14 protein-coding genes are annotated in these 19,787 nt (G+C 71.9%); 4 read left to right on the top strand and 10 right to left on the bottom strand.

Annotated features, from left to right (window positions below; all coding sequences use genetic code 11):
• Positions 1-7: 7 nt before the first annotated feature.
• A complete protein-coding gene (locus tag ESG85_RS05570) occupies positions 8-1,354 on the bottom strand; it encodes a M16 family metallopeptidase (RefSeq protein ID WP_128976894.1) in 1,347 nt (448 codons plus the stop codon).
• A 185-nt stretch (positions 1,355-1,539) separates the two neighbouring features.
• Between ESG85_RS05570 and ESG85_RS05565 the strand changes: the two genes are divergently transcribed.
• The gene (locus tag ESG85_RS05565) at positions 1,540-3,996 is read left to right on the top strand and encodes a DNA gyrase/topoisomerase IV subunit A (RefSeq protein ID WP_128976893.1); all 2,457 of its coding nucleotides are present in this window, start codon (positions 1,540-1,542) and stop codon (positions 3,994-3,996) included.
• Between the two features lie 223 nt (positions 3,997-4,219).
• On the opposite strand, the gene ESG85_RS05560 is transcribed toward ESG85_RS05565, so the two are convergent.
• Positions 4,220-5,359: a CobW family GTP-binding protein gene (locus ESG85_RS05560; RefSeq protein ID WP_128976892.1), complete on the bottom strand. Its 1,140-nt coding sequence runs from the start codon at positions 5,357-5,359 to the stop codon at positions 4,220-4,222.
• 120 nt (positions 5,360-5,479) lie between these two features.
• On the opposite strand from ESG85_RS05560, the gene ESG85_RS05555 reads away from it, so the two are divergent.
• Both ESG85_RS05555 and ESG85_RS05550 read left to right on the top strand, forming a co-directional pair.
• Positions 5,480-7,231 (top strand): sensor histidine kinase, encoded by a 1,752-nt coding sequence (locus ESG85_RS05555; RefSeq protein WP_128976891.1) that lies wholly within the window; start codon positions 5,480-5,482, stop codon positions 7,229-7,231.
• Entirely contained in the window at positions 7,228-7,920 is a 693-nt protein-coding gene (locus ESG85_RS05550) for a DUF7342 family protein (RefSeq protein WP_128976914.1), read from the top strand. Before ESG85_RS05555 ends, ESG85_RS05550 begins: the two co-directional genes overlap by 4 nt.
• Positions 7,921-7,926: 6 nt before the next feature.
• Here ESG85_RS05550 and ESG85_RS05545 read toward each other — a convergent pair whose 3' ends face one another.
• From ESG85_RS05545 to ESG85_RS05535, 3 genes are all read right to left on the bottom strand, one after another.
• Complete coding sequence (locus tag ESG85_RS05545) at positions 7,927-9,519, bottom strand: solute symporter family protein (protein ID WP_128976890.1); 1,593 nt, start codon at positions 9,517-9,519, stop codon at positions 7,927-7,929.
• On the bottom strand, positions 9,516-10,031 hold the full coding sequence (locus ESG85_RS05540) for a DUF485 domain-containing protein (protein WP_128976889.1): 516 nt from the start codon (positions 10,029-10,031) through the stop codon (positions 9,516-9,518). The genes ESG85_RS05545 and ESG85_RS05540 overlap by 4 nt, the downstream gene beginning before the upstream one ends.
• Before the next feature lie 118 nt (positions 10,032-10,149).
• The gene (locus tag ESG85_RS05535; protein WP_128976888.1) at positions 10,150-12,264 is read right to left on the bottom strand and encodes a DNA gyrase/topoisomerase IV subunit B; all 2,115 of its coding nucleotides are present in this window, start codon (positions 12,262-12,264) and stop codon (positions 10,150-10,152) included.
• A 432-nt stretch (positions 12,265-12,696) separates the two neighbouring features.
• On the opposite strand from ESG85_RS05535, the gene ESG85_RS05530 reads away from it, so the two are divergent.
• Positions 12,697-12,927: a DUF7455 domain-containing protein gene (locus ESG85_RS05530; RefSeq protein WP_046910811.1), complete on the top strand. Its 231-nt coding sequence runs from the start codon at positions 12,697-12,699 to the stop codon at positions 12,925-12,927.
• 153 nt (positions 12,928-13,080) lie between these two features.
• Here the strand turns inward: ESG85_RS05530 and ESG85_RS05525 are convergent, their stop codons facing one another.
• From ESG85_RS05525 to ESG85_RS05505, 5 genes are all read right to left on the bottom strand, one after another.
• A complete protein-coding gene (locus ESG85_RS05525) occupies positions 13,081-13,899 on the bottom strand; it encodes a serine protease (protein WP_128976887.1) in 819 nt (272 codons plus the stop codon).
• A 177-nt stretch (positions 13,900-14,076) separates the two neighbouring features.
• Positions 14,077-15,621, bottom strand: a complete 1,545-nt coding sequence (locus ESG85_RS35710; RefSeq protein ID WP_281287992.1) for an RNA polymerase sigma factor — start codon at positions 15,619-15,621, stop codon at positions 14,077-14,079.
• 370 nt (positions 15,622-15,991) lie between these two features.
• Positions 15,992-16,930 carry a FadR/GntR family transcriptional regulator gene (locus ESG85_RS05515; protein ID WP_281287991.1) on the bottom strand — a complete coding sequence of 313 codons (939 nt, stop codon included), beginning with the start codon at positions 16,928-16,930 and terminating at the stop codon, positions 15,992-15,994.
• A gap of 106 nt (positions 16,931-17,036) precedes the next feature.
• Positions 17,037-18,869: an ATP-binding cassette domain-containing protein gene (locus ESG85_RS05510; RefSeq protein ID WP_128976884.1), complete on the bottom strand. Its 1,833-nt coding sequence runs from the start codon at positions 18,867-18,869 to the stop codon at positions 17,037-17,039.
• 121 nt (positions 18,870-18,990) lie between these two features.
• Positions 18,991-19,761: an NUDIX hydrolase gene (locus tag ESG85_RS05505; protein ID WP_128976883.1), complete on the bottom strand. Its 771-nt coding sequence runs from the start codon at positions 19,759-19,761 to the stop codon at positions 18,991-18,993.
• Positions 19,762-19,787 lie beyond the last annotated feature (26 nt).

Here is a 19,787-nt window from a genome sequence, read left to right as displayed (position 1 = left end):
GCGTCGGTCACCGGTCCGCTCCCTCTTCCTCGTCGCTGTCGGTGCCGTCGGCGGTGCCGCCCACCGGCTCGTAGACCAGGACGGCGCGGTTGTCCGGGCGCAGGCGGGCCTTGGCGACCTCCTGCACCTCCTCGGCGGTGATGTCGAGGACCCGGTCGACGGCGGTCAGGGCCAGCTGCGGGTCGCCGAAGAGCACCGCGTACCGGCACAGTTCGTCGGCGCGGCCGGCGACGGTACCGAGCCGGTCCAGCCACTCGCGCTCCAACTGGGCCTGGGCGCGCTCCATCTCCTCGGGCGTCGGGCCCTCGGCGGCGAACCGGGCGAGCTCCTCGTCGACGGCCGCCTCGATCCGCGGCACCTCGACGCCGCCGGAGGTCTTGACGTCCAGCCAGCCGAGCGAGGGCGCGCCGGCGAGCCGCAGCAGGCCGAAGCCGGCGGCCACGGCCGTGCGGTCGCGGCGGACCAGCCGGTTGTGCAGGCGGGAGGACTCGCCGCCGCCCAGGACGGTCAGGGCCAGGTCGGCCGCGTCGCACGCGCGCGTGCCGTCGTGCGGCAGCCGGTAGGCGGCCATCAGGGCACGGGCCGGGACCTCCTCCTCGACGACCTCGCGGAGCTGCTCGCCGATGACCTCGGGCAGGTCGCCGGGGCGCGGCTCGGGCTTGCCGTCGTGGCCGGGGATGGAGCCGAAGTACTTCTCCACCCAGGCGAGGGTCTGCTCGGGGTCGATGTCGCCGACGACCGAGAGCACCGCGTTGTTCGGCGCGTAGTACGTGCGGAAGAAGTTCCGCGCGTCCTCCAGGGTGGCGGCGTCCAGGTCGGCCATCGAGCCGATCGGGGTGTGGTGGTACGGGTGGCCCTCCGGATAGGCGAGGGCGGTGAGGCGCTCGAACGCGGTGCCGTAGGGCACGTTGTCGTAACGCTGGCGGCGCTCGTTCTTGACGACGTCGCGCTGGTTCTCCATGGAGACGTCGTCGAGGGCGGTGAGCAGCGATCCCATGCGGTCGGCCTCCAGCCAGAGCGCGAGCTCCAGCTGGTGCGCGGGCATGGTCTCGAAGTAGTTGGTGCGCTCGAAGCTCGTCGTGCCGTTGAGCGAGCCGCCGGCACCCTGCACCAGCTCGAAGTGGCCGTTGCCGTGGACCTGCTTCGAGCCCTGGAACATGAGGTGCTCGAAGAGGTGGGCGAGGCCGGTGCGGCCCGTGACCTCGTGACGGGAGCCGACGTCGTACCAGAGGCAGACCGCCGCGACCGGGGTCAGGTGGTCCTCCGAGAGCACCACACGCAGGCCGTTGGCCAGCCGGTGCTCGGTCGCTGTCAGTCCGCCGGAGCCGGCCTCGGCCTCAGCCGTGTGACCCATGGGCGTGTGTCCCTTCGATCGCGATCGGGAAAAGTCCTGCCACTGTATGCAAGCGCGCCGACACCTGGCGAAGTTCCCGGCCGGGTCCGAAGTCCCTCTTCCGGGTCGCGGTCGGCGTTGTCGGTGCCACGGTCCACAATGGTCCGCGTCAGATCAACCTTGTTGGTGAAGGAGCCGCAGCCGCGATGGCCCGCCGCAGCACGAAGACACCGCCGCCGGACGACGCGTTCGAGGAGCGAATCCTCGACATCGACGTCGTTGACGAGATGCAGGGCTCCTTCCTCGAGTACGCGTACTCGGTGATCTACTCGCGCGCCCTGCCCGACGCCCGGGACGGCATGAAGCCCGTGCAGCGGCGCATCGTCTACCAGATGAACGAGATGGGCCTGCGGCCCGACCGGGGCTTCGTGAAGTGCGCCCGGGTCGTCGGCGAGGTCATGGGCAAGCTGCACCCGCACGGTGACGCGTCGATCTACGACGCGATGGTGCGCATGGCGCAGCCGTTCTCCATGCGCGTGCCGCTGGTCGACGGCCACGGCAACTTCGGCTCGCTCGGCAACGACGACCCGCCGGCCGCCATGCGGTACACGGAGTCGCGGATGGCGCCGGCCGCGCTGTTGATGACGGAGTCCATCGACGAGGACACCGTCGACTTCGCGCCCAACTACGACGGCCAGGAGCAGGAGCCGGTCGCGCTCCCCGCCGCGTACCCGAACCTGCTGGTCAACGGCGCGTCCGGGATCGCGGTCGGCATGGCCACCAACATGCCTCCGCACAACCTGGCCGAGGTCGTCGCGGCCGCCCGCCATCTGATCCGCCACCCCAACGCGGACCTGGAAACGCTGATGCGTTACGTGCCCGGCCCCGACCTGCCCACGGGCGGCCGGATCGTCGGGCTGTCCGGCATCAAGGACGCGTACGAGACGGGTCGCGGCACCTTCAAGATCCGCGCGACGGCCACCGTGGAGACGGTCACGGCGCGCCGCAAGGGCATCGTCGTCACCGAGCTGCCCTTCACGGTCGGCCCCGAGAAGGTCATCTCCAAGATCAAGGACCTGGTCGGCTCGAAGAAGCTCCAGGGCATCGCCGACGTCAAGGACCTCACCGACCGCAACCACGGCCTGCGCCTGGTCATCGAGGTGAAGAACGGCTTCGTGCCGGAAGCGGTCCTGGAGCAGCTCTACAAGCTGACGCCGATGGAGGAGTCCTTCGGCATCAACAACGTGGCGCTGGTCGACGGTCAGCCGCTGACGCTCGGTCTCAAGGAGCTGCTCGAGGTCTATCTGGACCACCGTTTCGAGGTGGTCCGGCGCCGCTCGGAGTTCCGCCGCGGCAAGAAGCGCGACCGGCTGCACCTGGTGGAGGGCCTGCTCGTCGCCCTGCTCGACATCGACGAGGTCATCCGGCTCATCCGGGAGAGCGAGAACTCGGCGGAGGCCAAGGAGCGTCTCGTCGAGCGCTTCTCGCTGAGCGAGATCCAGACGCAGTACATCCTGGACACGCCGCTGCGCCGGCTCACCAAGTTCGACCGCCTGGAGCTGGAGGGCGAGCGCGACCGGCTCAACGGCGAGATCGACGAGCTGACCGGCATCCTCGAGTCGGACACGGAGCTGCGCAAGCTGGTGTCGGCGGAACTGGCGGCGGTCTCGAAGAAGTTCGGCACCGACCGGCGCACGGTCCTGCTGGAGTCGGGGGGCGCGCCGACCGCGGCCGTGTCCCTGGAGGTCGCGGACGACCCGTGCCGGGTGCTGCTCTCGTCGACCGGTCTGCTGGCCCGCACGGTGACGGAGGACCTGCCGGCCGTGACGGACGGCAAGCGCAGCAAGCACGACGCGATCGTCTCGGCGGTGGCGGCGACCCAGCGCGGCGACGTCGGCGTGGTGACCTCGGCCGGCCGGCTGCTGCGGGTGGCGGTGATCGACCTGCCGCAGCTGCCCGACACGGCCGCCGCGCCCAACCTGGCGGGCGGGGCGCCGCTGGCCGAGTTCGTCACCTTGGAGGCGGACGAGACGGTGGTCTGCCTGACCTCCCTGGAGGAGGCCTCGCCGGGTCTCGCGATCGGCACGCTGCAGGGCGTGGTCAAGCGTGTGGTGCCGGACTACCCGGCCAACAAGGAGGAGCTGGAGGTCATCACCCTCAAGGAGGGGGACCGGATCGTCGGCGCGACCGAACTGCGCACGGGCGAGGAGGACCTGGTCTTCATCACGTCCGACGCCCAGCTGCTGCGTTACCCGGCCTCCCAGGTGCGGCCGCAGGGCCGTCCGGCGGGCGGTATGGCCGGAATCAAGCTGTCGGCGGGCGCCGAGGTGCTGTCCTTCACGGCGGTGGACCCGGCCGCGGACGCGGTGGTGTTCACGGTCGCCGGTTCGACCGGCACGCTGGACGCCTCGGCCGGCACGTCGGCGAAGCTGACGCCGTTCGACCAGTACCCCCGCAAGGGCCGCGCCACCGGCGGCGTGCGCTGCCAGCGCTTCCTGAAGGGCGAGGACGTGCTCGTCCTGGCCTGGGCCGGCGCCACTCCGGCCCACGCCGCGCAGAAGAACGGCACTCCGGTCGACCTGCCGGAGCCGGACCCCCGCCGCGACGGCTCGGGCACGCCGCTCCCGAAGCCGGTCGAAGTGGTGGCCGGCCCCGCGAACTAGCGCATTTCCTCGGAAGCCGGGGCGCCGCGCACGCGGCCGCGGCGCCCCGGCTTCCGTCGTGCGCACGCCCCCTGTTCCGTGCCGTCAGTCGACCGCGCGGGGCCGGGGGCGTCGTCGTGTCAGGAACGAGCGGCGTAGGCCGCCTCCATGCTGCCCGCGGTGATCAGGCGCAGCCCTTCCTCGAAGCCGCAGTCGTCCGCGGCGAAGATCTGCGCGTGTCCGGCTAGGGAAGCTCCGACTCGGAGAGCCCGGACTCGGGAAGCCCCGACTCGGAGATCCCCGACTCGGAGAGCCCGGACTCGGGAAGCCCCGGCCCGTCCTCGGTGCCGGGTACGTACCTCAGGACGCCCCACATGGCCGTCTCGTCCGGCACGTCGTCCGGGCCGTTCTGCTCACAGGTGGCGAGCTCCTTGCGCAGGGCCTCCGCGTCCACCCCGGAGCCGATCAGGACGAGCTGGGTGAGGCGCTCCTCCCCCGCCGGCCACGGCTCGGTGTAGAAGCGCAGGAAGCGGCCGACGGCGTGGACGGTGTAGCGGTTCGCCGGGTCGGCGGTGCCGAAGTCGACGAAGCCCTTGATGCGGTAGAGGCCCTCGGGGCGCGCGTCGAGGAAGGCCATCAGCCGGCGCGGATGCAGCGGGACCGACGCCGTGAGCGAGACCGTCTCGTACGCGGCGTGCGGATGGGCGTGGGCCCCGTCGCCGTCCCAACCGTCCTCGCCGTACAGGATGTCCTCGATGGACATCTGTCCCGCGATCTCGTCCTCCGGCACCACCCGGTCGAAGAGCAGCTCCGGGTCGATCCGCCCGTGCGCGCACTCCACCACGGCGGCACGTACGGCGAGCGCGGCGACCTCCTGCCGTACGGCGGCGAGCCGGTCGGCCGGCACCCGGTCGGCCTTGTTGACCACGACGAGGTCGGCGGCGGCGAGATGGCGGTCGGTCTCCGGGTGGCGGGCGCGGGTCGCGGCGAACTCGGCGGCGTCCACCACCTCGACCAGCCCGCCGTACACGATCCGCTCGTTCTCGCTGGCGAGCACCATCCGGACGAGTTCCTGCGGCTCGGCGAGGCCGCTGGCCTCGATCACGATCACGTCGAGGCGCATGTCCGGCCGGGTGAGCACCTCCAGGTACTCGTCCAGCTCGCTCGCGTCCACCGCACAGCACAGACAGCCGTTGCCGAGGGAGACCGTGGAGCCGACCTGGCCGGCCACGGTCATCGCGTCGATGCCGATGTCACCGAAGTCGTTGACCATGACCCCGATCCGCGTTCCGCGCGCGCTGCGCAGCAGATGGTTGAGCAGGGTGGTCTTCCCCGCCCCGAGAAACCCGGCCAGGACGACGACGGGGATCTGCTGGGTGGTCAAGGGTCATGCCTCCGTGCCGTCGGTACCTGTGCTTGCGAAGCCCCCAGGATAGGCAGGACCCCGCGCCGCCCCCGGCAGCGGCATTTCCGGTCGGGCCCCGGTCCCCGTACGGTTTCCGCCATGAACCCCGCATCCGCCCGCCGCTCGCGGCGCCCCGTGCGCCCGCCGGTGCGCCGGCGCGGGATCGGGTGGCCGCGGCGGGTGTTCTCGCAGGTCCTGCTGATGCAGCTGGCCATCGCGACGGGCGTGACGGTACTCGCCACCGGCCTGTTCCTGGCCCCGCTCAGCGCCCAGCTGGACGACCAGGCCATGCGCCGCGCGCTCGCCATCGCGCAGACCACGGCCTCGCCGCGGGTCGCCGCCGATCTGGCGGCCACCCGGCCGTCGCCGCAGGGTCCCGTGCAGGCGGAGGCGGAGCGGATCCGGCGCTCGACAGGTGCCGAGTACGTGGTGGTGATGGATCCGCGCGGGATCCGCTGGTCGCACACCGACCCGGCGCGGATCGGGCGGCGGGTCTCCACCGACCCGGGCGACGTGCTCGCCGGGCACGAGGTGATGGAGATCGACAGCGGCACCCTGGGCCGCTCGGCGCGGGGCAAGGCACCGCTGCGGGACCGCCGTGGCGAGATCGTCGGCGCGGTGTCCGTCGGCATCGCGTACGACAGCGTGCGCGACCGGCTGCTGGCGGCCATCCCCGGGCTGCTCCGGTACGCCGGCGGTGCCCTTGCGGCGGGCGCGCTCGCCGCGTATCTGATCTCCCGCCGCCTCCAGCGGCAGACCCACGACCTGGCCTTCTCCGACATCTCGGCGCTGCTCGCCGAACGCGAGGCGATGCTGCACGGCATCCGTGAGGGCGTCGTCGCGCTCGACGGCACCGGCCGGATCCGGCTGATGAACGACGAGGCGCAGCGGCTGCTGGGCCTCGGACCGGAGGCCACCGGCCGGCCCCTCGAGGAGGTGCTGGGTGCCGGCCGCGCCGCGGACGTGCTCGCGGGCCGCGTGACCGGCGAGGACCTGGTCACGGTGCGCGGCAGCCGGGTGCTGATCGCCAACCGGATGCCCACGGACGACGGCGGCGCCGTCGCCACCCTGCGCGACCGCACCGAGCTGGAGACGCTGGGCCGCGAGCTGGACTCCACGCGCGGACTGATCGACGCCCTGCGCGCCCAGGACCACGAACACGCCAACCGGATGCACACCCTGCTCGGCCTGCTCGAACTGGAGATGTACGACGAGGCCGTCGAGTTCGTCACCGAGGTGGCCGGCGTGCACCGGGCGACGGCCGAGCAGGTCACGGAGAAGGTCCACGACCCGCTGCTCGCCGCGCTCCTGGTCGGCAAGGCGGCCGTCGCCGCCGAACGGGGCGTCTCGCTGCGTCTCGCCCCCGGCTCGCTGCTCGCGGACCGGCTGGTCGACCCGCCCGAACTGGTCACGGTGGTCGGCAACCTCGTCGACAACGCCCTGGACGCCGCCTCCGGCAGCCTCCACGCGCGCGTGGAGGTGGATCTGCGCGCCGAGGGCCGGACGGTGGTGCTGAAGGTCACGGACAGCGGCCCCGGCGTGCCCGACGAGCGGCGCGAACTGGTCTTCACCGAGGGATGGACCACCAAGGAGCCGCCGGCCCACGGCAGGCGGGGACTGGGACTCGCCCTGGTGCGACGGCTCGCGGAGCGGCGCGGCGGCAGCGCCCGGGTCGGCTCCGGCGCGGACGGCGGCGCGGAGTTCACCGTGGTGCTGCCGGACGCGCTCGTCGAACCGGACGCCCTCGGCGGGCCTGACGCGCCGGCCGGGCCGGACGAGGAGCGCGCGGCGGGTGCGGAGCGCGCGGCCGGCGAGGGGCGCGCGCCGGTGGTCCCGGAGGAGGCGTGGTGATCGGGGTCCTGGTCGTCGACGACGACGTACGGGTGGCGAAGGTCAACGCCGCTTACGTGGCGAAGGTGCCGGGTTTCCGTGTGGTCGGCGTGACCCACTCGGCCGCGGAGGCGCTGGACCGGCTCGCCGGGGCGGAGCCTCCGGTGGACCTGGTGCTGCTCGACCACTACCTCCCGGACGGGAACGGTCTCGGGGTCGTACGCGAGCTGCGCGCCCTCGGCCGGCCGTGCGACGTGATCATGGTGACCGCGGCCCGTGACGTGGCCACCGTGCAGGCGGCGATGCGGCACGGAGCGCTGCAGTACCTGGTGAAGCCGTTCAGCTTCGCCGGACTGCGCGCCAGGCTGGAGGCGTACGCGGCGCTGCGGCGGACCCTGGACGTCGGCGGCGAGGCGGAACAGGCCGAGGTGGACCGCATCTTCGGCGCCCTGTCCGCGGGCACGGTCGAGCCGGACCTGCCCAAGGGTCATTCCCCGACGACGGCCGAGCTGGTGCGGCAGGTGCTGCTCGCGGCGGACGGGCCGCTGTCGGCGCAGGAGATCGCCGAGCGGTCCGGGGTGAGCCGGCAGACCGCCCAGCGCTACCTCAAGCTCCTGGAGCGCACCGGCCGGGTGCGGCTCTCGCTGAAGTACGGCGAGACGGGCCGCCCCGAGCACCGGTACGTGTGGGGAAGCCCGGCCGCGCCCTGACCGTCGTCACACGGCCCCTGCGCCGGTGAGCGCCCGTACCTCCGTCTCGGCGTACCGGGCGTGGTCCGGCGGCTCGGGCGAGGTGACGGTGCCGAGCCATCCCGCGAGGAAGCCGAGCGGGATGGATACCACGCCGGGGTTCTGCAGCGGGAAGAGCCGGAGGTCCACGCCGGGGAACAGGGATTCGGGGCTGCCGGAGACCACCGGCGAGACCAGCACGAGCAGGACCGCCGGGACGAGCCCGCCGTAGACCGACCAGACGGCGCCCCGGGTGGTGAAGCGGCGCCAGAAGAGCGAGTAGAGCAGGACGGGCAGGTTCGCGGAGGCCGCGACGGCGAAGGCGAGGCCGACGAGGAAGGCCACGTTGAGGTCGCGGGCGAGCAGTCCGAGACCGATCGCGACGGCCCCGATCCCGGCCGCGGCGACCCGGGCGACCGTCACCTCGCTGTAGGGCCGGGCGTTTCGGCGGCGCAGGGAGGCGTAGAGGTCGTGCGCGACGGACGCGGAGGAGGCGAGCGTGATGCCGGCGACCACCGCGAGGATGGTGGCGAAGGCGACGGCGGCGACCACCGCGAACAGCACGGTGCCCCCGGTGGATCCGGCGCCGCCGCCGAGGTCGAGCGCGAGCAGCGGTACGGCCGTGTTCCCGGCGCTGTTGGAGGCGCGGACGGTGTCGGGGCCGACGACGGCGGCGGCCCCGAAGCCGAGGACGATGGTCATCAGGTAGAAGCCGCCGATGAGGCCGATGGACCAGACGACCGAGCGGCGCGCGGCGCGGGCCGTGGGCACGGTGTAGAAGCGGGAGAGGATGTGCGGGAGGCCCGCGGTGCCGAGGACCAGGGCGAGACCGAGGCTGACGAAGTCGAGGCGGGCGGTCCAGTCGCCGCCGTAGCGCAGCCCCGGGGCGAGGAAGTCCCGCCCGTGGCCGCTGCGTTCGGCCGCGGTGGTGAGCAGCTGGTCCACGTCGAAGTGGAAGCGGACCAGGACGAGCGCGGTGAGGGCGATCGTGCCGGCCATCAGCAGCACGGCCTTGACGATCTGGATCCAGGTGGTGGCCCGCATGCCGCCGAGCGACACGTAGACGACCATCAGCGCGCCGACGCCGATCACCGTCCAGGACCGGGCGGCGTCGCTGGTGCCGCCGAGCAGCAGGGCGACCAGACTGCCGGCCCCGACCATCTGGGCCACCAGGTAGAGCACGGAGACGGTGACGGAGGAGGCTCCGGCGGCGATCCGGACGGGCCGCTCGGCCATCCGGGAGGCCACGACGTCGGCGAGGGTGAACCGGCCGCAGTTGCGGACGAGTTCGGCGACGAGGAGGAGGACGACCAGCCAGGCGACGAGGAAGCCGACGGAGTAGAGCATGCCGTCGTAGCCGAAGAGCGCGATGAGTCCGGAGATGCCGAGGAAGGAGGCGGCGGACATGTAGTCGCCGGCGATGGCGAATCCGTTCTCCATGGGCGAGAAGAGCCGCCCGCCGGCGTAGAACTCCTCCTCGGAGCCGCGGCGGTTGCGGCTGACCCAGGTGGTGATGCCGAGCGTGACCGCGACGAAGGTGCTGAACAGCAGCAGCGCGAGGGTCTGGTGGTCTCCGGTCACTGCCGCGCCCCTCTGGTCATCTCCTGGGTGTCCCAGCGCAGTTCGAGGGCGGCGCGGTCCCGGCGCAGCCTCGCGTGCCGGGCGTAGGCCCAGGTCAGCAGGAAGGTGGTGGCGAACTGGCCGAGTCCGGCGACCATCGCGACGTTGACGGCGCCGGCGACGGGCCGGGCCATCAGACCGGGCACGGCGATGGCGGCGACGACGTACGCCAGGTACCAGAGGAGGAAGGCGAGGGCGGCGGGGAAGACGAACCGGCGGTAGCGTCCGCGCACTTCCTGGAAGGCGGGGCTGCGCTGCACCTCCAGATAGATGTCGGCGGCGCTGGGGGCGGCCTGCTGCCGGGGAACGGAGCCCGGCGCAACCTCGGCGGGCGCGTCGGCCTGATCGTGCTCGCCCCAGCCGGCGGCCAGCTCGTCGTACCAGGGGTCGTCGAACCGTACCGTCGCGGGGTCGCGCCCTTCCTGCTTCTCCACGGGTGAACTCTCCTTGTCAGCGAACCGTTTCGGCCGCATGCCCAAGAATGGACAGAGCGGGAAGATCCCGGACTCTTCTCCCGCTCCTTTTCACCCCATGGTGTGAAGACGCCCCCGGCGCGCACGGCGCCGGGGGCGGTGGTCCCGCGGGTGCTCGTCAGGCGTCGATGCGCGAGCGGTCGAGGGTCGCCGCGGAGCTGGTGATGAACTCCTTGCGGGGCGCCACGTCGTTGCCCATGAGCAGGTCGAAGACCTGCTCGGCCGCCTCCAGGTCACCGATGTTGATCCGGCGCAGGGTGCGGTGGCGGGGGTCCATGGTGGTCTCCGCCAGCTGGTCGGCGTCCATCTCGCCGAGGCCCTTGTAGCGCTGGATGGAGTCCTTGTAGCGGACGCCCTTGCGCTGGAACTCGAGCAGGGTCTGGCGCAGCTCGTTGTCCGAGTACGTGTAGACGTACTTGTCCTGGCCCTTCTTGGGCTGGACGAGTTCGATGCGGTGCAGCGGCGGCACGGCGGCGAAGACGCGGCCCTGCTCGACCATGGGCCGCATGTAGCGCTGGAACAGGGTCAGCAGCAGCGTGCGGATGTGGGAGCCGTCGACGTCGGCGTCGGTCATCATGATGACCTTCCCGTACCGCGCCGCGTCGATGTCGAAGGTGCGGCCCGAGCCCGCTCCTATGACCTGGATGATCGCTCCGCACTCGGCGTTCTTGAGCATGTCCGCGACGGAGGACTTCTGGACGTTGAGGATCTTGCCGCGGATCGGCAGCAGGGCCTGGAACTCGCTGTTGCGCGCGAGCTTGGCGGTGCCGAGCGCGGAGTCTCCCTCGACGATGAAGAGCTCGCTGCGCTCGACGTCGTCGCTGCGGCAGTCGGCGAGCTTGGCGGGCAGCGAGGAGGACTCCAGGGCGGTCTTCCTGCGCTGGGCCTCCTTGTGCTGGCGGGCCGCGATGCGGGTGCGGGCGGCGGCGACCGCCTTCTCCAGGACGGCGCGGGCCTGGGCCTTGGCGTCGCGCTTGGTGGAGGTCAGGAAGGCCTTGAGCTCCTTGCCGACGACGTTGGCGACGATCCGGCGGGCCGCGGAGGTGCCGAGCACCTCCTTGGTCTGCCCCTCGAACTGCGGCTCGGCGAGGCGCACGGTGACGACGGCGGTGAGGCCTTCGAGGGCGTCGTCCTTGACGATGTCGTCCTCGGCGACGCGCAGCAGCTTCGCGGAGCGCAGCACCTCGTTGACCGTCTTGGTGATCGCCTGCTCGAAGCCGGAGACGTGGGTGCCGCCCTTGGGCGTGGCGATGATGTTCACGAAGGACCGGACGGTCGTGTCGTAGCCGGTGCCCCAGCGCAGGGCGACGTCGACGCCGAGCTCGCGGGTGACCTCGGTCGGGGTCATGTGGCCGCGGTCGTCGAGGACCGGGACGGTCTCCTTGAAGGTGCCCTGCCCGGTGAGGCGGAGCACGTCGCAGACGGCCTTGTCCTGGGCGAGGAACTCGCAGAACTCGCTGATGCCGCCGTCGAAGCGGAAGGTCTCCTCGCTCTTGCCGATGCCGTCCAGGTCGCGCTCGTCGCGGACGACGATGGTGAGGCCGGGGACGAGGAAGGCGGTCTGGCGGGCGCGCTGGTGCAGCGTCTCCAGGGAGAGCTTGGCGTCCTTGAGGAAGATCTGGCGGTCCGCCCAGTAGCGGATGCGCGTGCCGGTGCGGCCCTTGGGGACGCGCTTGCCCTTGCGCAGGCCGCTGCCCGGGTCGAAGGGCGCGTCGGGTCCCTGCTCGGTGAAGATGCCGGGGACGCCGCGGCGGAAGCTGATGCTGTGGGTGGTGCCGCGGTCGACCTCGACGTCGAGGCGGGCGGAGAGCGCGTTCACCACGGAGGCGCCCACGCCGTGCAGACCGCCGGAGGCCGCGTACGAGCCGCCGCCGAACTTTCCGCCGGCGTGCAGCTTGGTCATGACGACCTCGACGCCGGAGAGGCCGGTCTTGGGCTCGACGTCGACGGGGATGCCGCGGCCGTTGTCGTGGACCTCGACCGAGCCGTCGTCGTGGAGGATGACCTCGATGTGGTCGCAGTGGCCGCCGAGGGCCTCGTCGACGGAGTTGTCGATGATCTCCCAGAGGCAGTGCATCAGGCCACGGCTGTCGGTGGACCCGATGTACATGCCGGGGCGCTTGCGGACGGCTTCGAGCCCTTCGAGGACGAGCAGGTGCCGCGCGGTGTAGTTGGAACCGTCACGGTCTGCGGTCAGCAGCGCACTGGACGGCACGGACGTCTCGGCGGTCACGCGGTTCGCTCCTCGCTGAATTTGAAAACTGGCCCCGTGGGGTAAGGCCCGGCGTCGGTCACCGGTCAGAGGGTACCGATGCCTGGTAGAGCCGTTGCCACGCCACCCTCCTGATTCCTCATGCTAGTCCAGTGTCGTATGGATGTTCGATCCCTCGATGGGGTGACGCGAACATCACGTTCCCTTCCAGGCATGAACCATTTAGGGTTCGGGCACGTCCTCATGAACAACCGGCAACCCGCCGGAGGGACACGACCACACACAGCAATGCGAAACCCGTAGAGCGAAGCAATACGGCTCATTCGCCGCCAACCGGCAGCAGACAGCCACCTTGCGAAGAAGTTTCGAGGAAAAGCCACGAGCGGGAACGTTTTCGGCCTGGTTGGATGTTGACCCTGGTACGACAGCTCGTCGAGCTAGAGAAGAGGCGACGTGACTACTGTTCTGACCCCCGCGAGCCCCCTGACGGCCGCTGACCGCTGCGACCGCTGCGGCGCCCAGGCATACCTGCGTGTCGTTCTCACCAGCGGCGGTGACTTGCTCTTCTGCGCCCACCACGGACGCAAGTTCGAGCCGGAACTCAAGAAGATCGCCGCTGAGATACAGGACGAGACGGACCGGCTCACCGACGTGCCGGCCCGGACGATGGGTGACGAGCACTGACGCTTCGCAGCCACGACGAGCCAGGAGCCGGTTCCTGACGACCGGCCGACGGGCGGCCACTCCCGCAGCACAGGGGGGTGGCCGCCCGTTCTCGTACCGTGACGGGCCGCTGACAACGCGTCACGCTGTACTCGCCGCCCGGCGCGGACCGGCTCAGATCCGACTGGGCAGCACCGTCGGGACCCGTGTGTACACCCCGGGATTCTCCGGCTGCCCGCAGCCGCTCCCCCACGACACCAGACCGATCAGCCGCCCCCCGGCCACCAGCGGCCCTCCGCTGTCGCCCTGGCAGGCGTCGCGGCCGCCCTCGGGGTCGCCCGCGCACAGCATGGTGTCCCCGCGGTACGCGGCACCGGAACCGCTCTGGTAGGCCCGCTCACAGGCCTCGTCGGGCAGCACCCGCACCCGCGCCGACCGCAGCGACATCGCGTACGTCCCCTTGCCGGTCGTGTCGCCCCAGCCGTACACGGCGGCCGCCGTCCCCGGCGAGAGCGCGGCGTCGTCCGGGCGGGCCACCTCGATGACGTACGACTCCGGCAGCGCCTTCGCCAGCGTGAGCACCGCCAGGTCGCCCGAGTTGGTCCGCCGGTCGTACGCCGGGTTGACCCAGGTGCCGGAGACCCGGACCTCCTGGCCTCCGCGGCCGCGCAGCGAGGTGCGCCCCGCGATCACCGTGAAGTCGGAGAGCTGCCACGGCTCGCCACCCAGCACCTCACGGCCCAGGCAGTGCGCCGCCGTGAGCACCTTGGTGGGAGCCACGACGACGCCCCCGCAGAACTGCCCCGCCCGCGTACCTCCGAACCGGTCACGGCTGGAGAGGGCGACGACCCACGGCGCCTCGGTGATCCGGGTCGGCTGCCCGCCGACCACGACGCTGTCGGCGGCCGCTGGTGGTGCGGTGGCGAGCGGTCCCGCCCCCGCCGCGATCAGGCCCAGGGCACCGGTCAATGCTCGGGCGATGGGACGACGCATGGAGCCTCCTGACTCTCCGGTGATGTCGGTTCACCCAGAGTCGTCCAGTGACCCCCCTCCCGCACCCGCGCACACGCCGAGGGGCCCGGCTTCCCTACGGAAAACCGGGCCCCTCGCCCGTCGTGCGCACCTCCAGGCCCGCGCCTGGACGGTCAGGAGGTCAGCCGACGGGCAGGCTCAGTCGAGGTAGTCGCGGAGCACCTGCGAGCGCGACGGGTGCCGCAGCTTCGACATCGTCTTCGACTCGATCTGACGGATGCGCTCACGCGTCACGCCGTAGACCTTGCCGATCTCGTCGAGCGTCTTCGGCTGGCCGTCGGTCAGACCGAAGCGCATGGAGACCACGCCGGCCTCACGCTCGGAGAGCGTGTCGAGCACGGAGTGCAGCTGCTCCTGCAGCAGCGTGAAGCTGACCGCGTCGGCCGGGACGACCGCCTCGGAGTCCTCGATGAGGTCACCGAACTCGCTGTCGCCGTCCTCGCCCAGCGGGGTGTGCAGCGAGATCGGCTCGCGGCCGTACTTCTGGACCTCGATGACCTTCTCCGGGGTCATGTCGAGTTCCTTGGCCAGCTCCTCCGGGGTGGGCTCGCGGCCCAGGTCCTGGAGCATCTGGCGCTGCACGCGGGCGAGCTTGTTGATGACCTCGACCATGTGCACCGGGATGCGGATGGTGCGGGCCTGGTCGGCCATGGCGCGGGTGATCGCCTGACGGATCCACCAGGTGGCGTACGTGGAGAACTTGTAGCCCTTGGTGTAGTCGAACTTCTCGACGGCGCGGATCAGACCCAGGTTGCCCTCCTGGATCAGGTCCAGGAAGAGCATGCCGCGGCCGGTGTAGCGCTTGGCCAGCGAGACCACCAGACGGAGGTTGGCCTCCAGGAGGTGGTTCTTGGCGCGGCGGCCGTCCTCGGCGATGATCTCCAGCTCGCGCTTGAGCTTCGGGGCGATCTTGTCGGAGTTCGCCAGCTTGTCCTCGGCGAACAGGCCGGCCTCGATGCGCTTGGCGAGCTCGACCTCCTGCTCGGCGTTGAGCAGCGGGACCTTACCGATCTGCTTGAGGTAGTCCTTGACCGGGTCCGCGGTGGCACCGGCGACGGCGACCTGCTGCGCGGGCGCGTCGTCCTCGTCCTCGTCGGACAGGACGAAGCCCTTGCTCTCGCCCTCGGTCTCCTCGTCGTCCTTGCCGGGGGCGACGTCCTCGAGCAGTTCCTCGCCCTCGAGGATCTCGTCCTCGTCCTTCTTGGCGCTGGTCTTCTTGGCCGCCGTCTTCTTGGCGACGGCCTTCTTCGCCGTCGCCTTCTTGGCGACGGTCTTCTTGGCGGCCGCCTTCTTGGCCGGCGCCGCGGCCTCCTCGGCCGGGTCCGTGCTCTCGGCCGCCGGGGCCGCACCGGCGGCCGAGACGGTCTTCGTCACGGTCGTCCTGGCGGTGACGGTCTTGGTGGCGGTGCGCTTGGCCGGGCTCTTCGCGGCGACGCTCTTGCGGGCGCGCTTCGGCGACTCCGCTGCACTGACCATCAGCGTCACACCCTCTTCCTCGAGGATCTGATTGAGGCTGCGCAGAACATTCTTCCACTGGGTTGGCGGAATCTGGTCAGCCTCGAAGGCCCGACGCACGTCATCGCCGGCGATCTGCCCATCAGCCTTTCCCCGCTCGATGAGCGCCATCACAGACTCGGACTCGGCGATCTCCGGCGGGAGCGTACGGGATGTGCTGGCCGACACGAACAACCTCTCGGAACGATGGAAAACGGCTTCCGGCCCCGCCCGGGATCGGGCCGGAGCCGACGACCGTCGGCCGGGAATGTGCCGACGGCGCGGGCTGGACCGGGGAACTGCACAGCGCCCTGAGCGGCTGCTGTATTCCTTCCTCGGCTGTCACCTCTTAGGTCATCGCGCGGCTTCGAGGAGTGTTACGCCCAATCCGCGTGGCCCGAGTCACACCGCATGTGGGGCGAATCCGCCCTGAACCATCCGGAACGTCACATGATCCCACCGCCGGGCCCGGGCGCACCCGGGGACGGGGCCCCCGGGTGCCGCTCGGGTCCGGCGGCACGCGATGCGCGCGTCACGGTGCTGTCGGCCACGGCCCGCATCAGTTCCCGCGAGGAGCCGGCACGACGCGCTCCACCTCGGGGTGCACGGTCAGCAGCTGGCGCATGGCCGTCTCGGCGCCGAGGGCGTCGCCGGCGGCGAGCGCGTCGACGATCCGGGCGTGGTGCGCGAGACAGCTCTCGCTCGGGCGGTCGCAGCTGGTGGCGGAGGTCCCGGAGACCTGGAGCGCGGCGGCGACGATGCCGGAGAGGTGCTCCAGCATCCGGTTGCCGGCGAGCTGGATGAGGAGCGCGTGGAACTCGGCGTCTGCGCGGGAGAAGGTGATGCCGTCACCCTGGGCGTACGCGTGGCCCATGATCTCGACCATGTCGGAGAGCCGCTGCTGGACGTCCTCGCGGCCGTGACCGGCGGCGAGGCGGGCGGCGAGGGGCTCGATGGTCCAGCGGAGCTCGTTCAGCTCGCGGCGCTGGTCGTCGCGCTGCGGGCCGAAGGCTCGCCACTCGATGATGTCGGGGTCGAGCAGGTTCCAGTCGCTGACCGGCCGGACCCGGGTGCCGACGTTGGGGCGGGCGCTGACCAGACCCTTGGCCTCGAGCACGCGCAGCGACTCGCGGACCACGGTGCGCGACACCTCGAAGCGCTGGCCGATCTCCTCGGGGACGAGGGGGCGGTCGGCGCCGAGGTCGCCGGAGACGATCATCTGGCCGAGCTGCTGGACGAGCTGTCCGTGGAGTCCGCGGCCGCGGCTGCCGGCGGCCCGGCGGCCGACCCGGCCGAGGTCGTCCGTCGCGTCCCAGGCCGGCGGGCCGACGCGGTCGGCTCCGGGCGCCTCCGTGTAGGGGTAGCGGTCGAGGTCGCCCGGGGCGCCGAGGCCGGACTCGACGGGGCGGGCGGGGGTCATCATGGTGTGCGCAAGGGTACTCACGCATCCTTTGTCGGCGTGGCTTCCGTGCCCCTTGAGGTCTTTGGTGAAAAGCACACGAAAGGGTGATCGGCACCCCGTGCGCAATTGACGATTTTCCGGACATAAGCGGCAATTCCCAAGGGAGTTGCCGCCGAACCGAAACCCCTCGATCAGAGCTTGATCACCAACGGGCGCGGCCGTGACGGCCGGTGAGCACATAGGCGCAGAGCAGGACCGTCAACGTCAGAGCCAGCGCCACTCCCACGGGCTGCCCCACCACCCGCAACGCCCCCATCACCCAGCGGTCGGCGGCCGACGACCACTCGACGCTGGCGAACTCCCTCAGCCGGCCGGGAAGTCCCGAGACGGTACGGCGCGGCACGCCGGCGAGCAGCCGCTGCAGGGGCGGGGCGAAGACCACGGGCACGGCGAGCACGGCGGCGACTCCGGCGGCCGCGGCCCGGAAGACTCCCGCCCCGAGCAGCCCGGCCCAGGCGCAGCCGACCACCAGACCGAGCCAATTCGCACACAAAGTGGGCCAGTTCGACGGTACGGGAATCAACTCCCCGCCGTAGACGAACCGCAGGGCCTCCAGGTCGGCCACGACCACGAGTACCGCGAGGACCACGCCGACACCCGCCGAGACCGCCAGTTTGGCGAGGAGGAGGCCCAGCCTGCGCGGGACGGTGCCGCGCCCGGTGGTGAGCGCGGGGTAGCGGTACTCCTCGGCGAAGGAGAAGGCGCCGAGGAGCCCCGCGCCGAGCGCCGCGGGCGGCAGCGGGGAGATCCCGGGCCAGCCGGCGAGGAGCGCGGGCAGCGGGGTCCGGCCGCTGCGGCCGAGCAGGACGGCCAGGGTCACGGAGACCAGCAGCACACCCGCGACGACGAGCGGTGTGGACGGCACGCCGAGGAGCCGGCGGATCTCGTAGCGCAGCGGCCGGAGCGGGGACCGGCGGGGCGAACGGCGCGGGCGGCGCGGCGGGGCGGGGTGTGCCGGCCGGGCCTTGCCGTCGGCGGGCGAGGAGTCGGCTGCCGAGGAGTCGGCGGCCGAGGCCTGGGGGGAGACGGGGACGCTCAGGGCTGCTGGAGCAGGCGAGGCAGGGGCGTCCGGGGCGGGTGGGGCGGGCGGCCGCGCGGAGAGGCGGGTGTCGCCGGTCTCCTCGGCGAGTTGATGGATGAGAACCCCGTTGCGGAAGGCGCTCTCGCCGACGCTCGCGCAGTCGCTGCCGTAGACGGAGAGGCGACTGCCGCCCTCCGTGACGACTTCCACCGGGCGCCGGGCGGCGCGGGACTCCTGCGCGAGGACGGCGGCGAGGCGGGCGGCGTGCGGGGTGCGGACGGCGACCCGCGGGCGCAGCCGGGTGCGGGCGAAGTCCGCGGCGTCCTGGTCGGCGGAGAGCCGTCCGCCGTCGAGGGTGACGACCCGGTCCGCATTGCGGGCGGCGTCCTTGGGGTCGGCGGTCGTGTACAGGACGGTGCCGCCTTCGTCGGCGTGGGTGCGCAGGATCTCGTACAGCCAGGCGCTCTCGCGTACGGAGAGTCCGGCGGCGGGCTCGTCGAGGAGCAGGGTGTGCGGGTCGCCCAACAGTGCGGAGGCCAGGCCCAGTCGGCGGTCCATGCCCAGCGGCAGGGTGCCGAGGCGCTGGTCGTGGACGCCGGTGAGTCCCACGACCCGCAGCATGTCCTCGGCACGGGTGCCGGGGACGCCGGCGGCGGCGCAGAGCATGCGGAGCTGGCTGATCAGGGTGCGTGAGGGATGTCCGGGAACGTCGCCGAGCAGCACTCCCACCTCCCGGGCCGGGTGGGCGACGCGGTGCAGCGGGCGGCCCCGGAAGTAGGTGATGCCGCGGCCCGGTTCGAGCTGGAGCATGAGGCGCAAGGCCGTCGTCTTTCCGGCGCCGGCCGTTCCGAGCAGGGCGGTGACGGTGCCGGGAAGGGCCTCGAAGGTGAGGTCCTCGACGGCGGGCGGGCGGTCCCGACGGGGGGTGCTGGTGAGTCCGATGGCCTGGAGCATCGCTTCTCTCGCGGGTAGGTGAGACCGCTCCGCGGCAGGGCGGCTGTTCCCAGCAAGATAACGCCACATTTCGGACTTTTTGTGCAGGGTTGGCGGCGCGGAGCGGCCTCGCCCGCGCCTGTCAGACCTCCGGGCGAAGCATCGGCGGATTGAGCAGCGTCGCCCCACCAGCGCGGAACAGCTGTGCGGGCCGGCCGCCCTGACGGGTCGTGGTGCCACCCGCCGGAACCAGGAACCCGGGCGTGCCGGTCACCTTGCGATGGAAGTTGCGCGGATCGAGGGCGACTCCCCAGACCGCCTCGTAGACCCGGCGGAGCTCGCCGACCGTGAACTCCGGCGGACAGAAGGCCGTGGCGAGCGACGAGTACTCGATCTTGGATCGGGCGCGCTCCACTCCGTCGGCGAGGATCCGCGCGTGGTCGAAGGCGAGCGGCACGGGCTGCTCGCCCTCCCGCCCGGCGGCGCCGTCCTGGCCGATCAGCTCTTCGACCGGAGCCCAGCGGGCACTGTTGGCGTCCCCGCCGGCGCGGGGCGCGGGCAGGTCGGGGGCGAGCGCGAGGTGCGCCACGCTCACCACACGCATCCGCGGATCACGGTCCGGCGCCCCGTAGGTCGCCAGCTGCTCCAGGTGCGCGCCGTTGCCCGGCTCGGTCTGCGGGGCGCCCGGGTCGTGGACGCACAGCCCGGTCTCCTCGACCAGCTCGCGCGCCGCGGCGGCGTCGAGGTCCTCGTCGTCCCGCACGAACCCGCCCGGCAGCGCCCAGTGTCCCTGGAAGGGCGGCTCCCCCCGTTTCACGATGAGGGCGCACAGCGAGTGGCGCCGCACGGTGAGCACGACCAGATCGACGGTGACAGCGAAGGGCGGAAAGGCCGACGGGTCGTAGGGAGACATGCCCGCGATCATAGTCGTCTTCCTGA

It is taken from the genome of Streptomyces roseicoloratus, assembly GCF_004117935.1.
Lineage (GTDB): Bacteria > Actinomycetota > Actinomycetes > Streptomycetales > Streptomycetaceae > Streptomyces > Streptomyces roseicoloratus.
Note: the sequence above shows the minus strand (reverse complement) of the source record. Positions and strands in the feature narration are given on the sequence as shown.

What these genes read in the sequence shown, in the direction of transcription:
- ESG85_RS05540 (WP_128976889.1), bottom strand. Translation starts at nt 10,031, where the DNA reads ATGCGGCCGAAACGGTTCGCTGACAAGGAGAGTTCACCCGTGGAGAAG.
- ESG85_RS05525 (WP_128976887.1), bottom strand. Translation starts at nt 13,899, where the DNA reads ATGCGTCGTCCCATCGCCCGAGCATTGACCGGTGCCCTGGGCCTGATC.
- ESG85_RS05570 (WP_128976894.1), bottom strand. Translation starts at nt 1,354, where the DNA reads ATGGGTCACACGGCTGAGGCCGAGGCCGGCTCCGGCGGACTGACAGCG.
- ESG85_RS05555 (WP_128976891.1), top strand. Translation starts at nt 5,480, where the DNA reads ATGAACCCCGCATCCGCCCGCCGCTCGCGGCGCCCCGTGCGCCCGCCG.
- ESG85_RS05565 (WP_128976893.1), top strand. Translation starts at nt 1,540, where the DNA reads ATGGCCCGCCGCAGCACGAAGACACCGCCGCCGGACGACGCGTTCGAG.
- ESG85_RS05505 (WP_128976883.1), bottom strand. Translation starts at nt 19,761, where the DNA reads ATGTCTCCCTACGACCCGTCGGCCTTTCCGCCCTTCGCTGTCACCGTC.
- ESG85_RS05510 (WP_128976884.1), bottom strand. Translation starts at nt 18,869, where the DNA reads ATGCTCCAGGCCATCGGACTCACCAGCACCCCCCGTCGGGACCGCCCG.